The organism is Mycobacterium sp. (assembly GCF_049280035.1).
Taxonomy (GTDB): Bacteria; Actinomycetota; Actinomycetes; order Mycobacteriales; family Mycobacteriaceae; genus Mycobacterium.
In genome coordinates, this window is sequence record NZ_JBAPPI010000378.1 from 1 (window position 1) to 1,913 (window position 1,913).

Genomic DNA, 1,913 nt, shown 5'->3' on the forward strand with positions numbered 1-1,913 from the left:
GACTCGACGTCACCGAGCGCGAGGCCTTCCAGGCCTACGCCGACCAGATCAACGAGCACTTCGGCAAGGTGAACCAGATCTACAACAACGCCGGGATCGCGTTCACCGGCGACGTCGACATCAGCCAGTTCAAGGACATCGAGCGGGTGATGGACGTCGACTTCTGGGGAGTTGTCAACGGCACCAAGGCTTTTCTGCCGCATCTGATCGCCTCCGGCGACGGCCACATCGTCAACGTCTCCAGCCTCTTCGGGCTGATGTCGATGCCCGGGCAGGCCGCCTACAACTCGGCCAAATTCGCGGTGCGCGGCTTCACCGAAGCCCTGCGTCAAGAGATGACGCTAAACCGCGAACCTGTCAAGGTGACGTCGGTACACCCAGGCGGCATCAGGACCGCGATCGCCCGCAACGCTTCCGCCGCCGAGGGGGTAGACCCCGATGCGCAAGCCAGGTTCTTCGACAAACGACTAGCCAGCACCAGCCCGCAGCGCGCGGCTGAAATCATCTTGGACGCGGTCCGTAAAAACAAGGCACGGGTCCTGGTCGGCCCGGACGCCGTTGTGCTTGATTTGATCGTTCGGATCACCGGTTCCGGCTACCAGCGGCTGTTCTCCCCCGTCGTCGGCCGAATGAAGCCGCCGTCGCGCTAGCGCCCGAGCGGGTGTTCGCTCAGCCACCCGTCGGCCACCACTTGAGGGTCGGCACCGCCGATCACTTGCCGGCGCATCTCAACCAGCGCGGCGGTGTCCAACACGCCCGCCACCTCGTTGACCGCCAGCAGCTGCCGATCGCTCAGCTCGTTGCGACGGTACAGCGGCACCACGTTCTCGGCCTGCACCAGCGCCGGCTTGCCGTCGGTGAGCACTACCAGGTCGGCCGGCACACCAGGGTCGGTGGTGGTGGTCCACGCCGCGGTAACCGCTCCGTCCCGCAGTGCAGCGAAAAGTGTTGCATCGGCTGAGAATTCGCGAGGAGCGGGGAGTCGGCAGCTGCCCACCGCCGACGGCGTCGACGCACCGGCGATGGATCCGATGACGAGACCGTCGCAGTGGTGTGGCACTGCGCTCAGATCAGTGCCACCCCAGCTTTTGGCGGTTGCCTCGGTGACCGCCAACGCGGGTTTGTCGTCGGCAGCGGTGGTGTAGTCACCGGCGGCGATCCCTTCGGGTAACGCACCCACCATCGCCTTGTACACCTGCGCGTCGGACCGGACCGTCGTGCCGGGCTGAAACAGGTGCAGCACCCGGCCGGTGAAACCGGGCACCACGACAAATGCACCCGCGTCGAGCTGGGTCAGCGGGTCGGGTGCCAGCTCGGTGCGGGCCGGGAACCCGTAGGAGCGCAGCGCCCCGGTGTAGATGTCAGCCAGCAGCACCGACTCGGCACCGGGACGGGACCCGACCACCAGCTCACCCGAGCCGTGCCGGGTGCTGTGCGCGCAAGCCGTCATCGCCAGTGCCGCAGCCAGCGCCAGCGCGGTCAACCTGCCGGCGGTCACTCCGCGGGATCTGCGGCGGCAGCCACGGCGGCAGCAACCGCCGGCGCCACCCGCGGGTCCAGCGGGCTCGGGACGATCCGGTCCGGTGCCAAGTCGTCGGCGACGACGGAGACGATCGCCTCGGCCGCGGCGATCTTCATCTTCTCGGTGATCCTGCGGGCACCGGCGTCCAGCGCACCGCGGAAAACTCCGGGGAACGCCAGCACGTTGTTGATCTGATTCGGGAAATCGCTTCGCCCGGTGGCGACAATCGCCGCGTGCCGGGCGGCCGCGTCCGGGTGGATCTCGGGATCGGGATTCGACAGCGCGAACACGATGCCGTCGGGCGCCATCGAGGCGACCAGCTCCTCGGGCACCACCCCGGCCGACACTCCCAAAAATGCGTCGGCGCCCTTGAGTGCCTCGATCATGCCAC

Annotated in this window: 3 protein-coding genes; 1 reads left to right on the plus strand and 2 read right to left on the minus strand. The window is 67.6% G+C overall.

From position 1 onward, the window contains the following. Positions 1 to 650: SDR family NAD(P)-dependent oxidoreductase (locus WAN71_RS12775; protein WP_422225683.1), on the plus strand; the 650-nt coding region annotated here is incomplete at its 5' end. On the opposite strand, the gene WAN71_RS12780 is transcribed toward WAN71_RS12775, so the two are convergent. Both WAN71_RS12780 and WAN71_RS12785 read right to left on the minus strand, forming a co-directional pair. Beyond that, positions 647 to 1,498: a glycine betaine ABC transporter substrate-binding protein gene (locus tag WAN71_RS12780; RefSeq protein WP_422225684.1), complete on the minus strand. Its 852-nt coding sequence runs from the start codon at positions 1,496 to 1,498 to the stop codon at positions 647 to 649. The two genes, WAN71_RS12775 and WAN71_RS12780, sit on opposite strands and share 4 nt — an antisense overlap. Next, a partial coding sequence (locus WAN71_RS12785) for a malic enzyme-like NAD(P)-binding protein (RefSeq protein WP_422225685.1) occupies positions 1,495 to 1,913 on the minus strand: 419 nt, incomplete at its 5' end. The genes WAN71_RS12780 and WAN71_RS12785, both read right to left, overlap by 4 nt.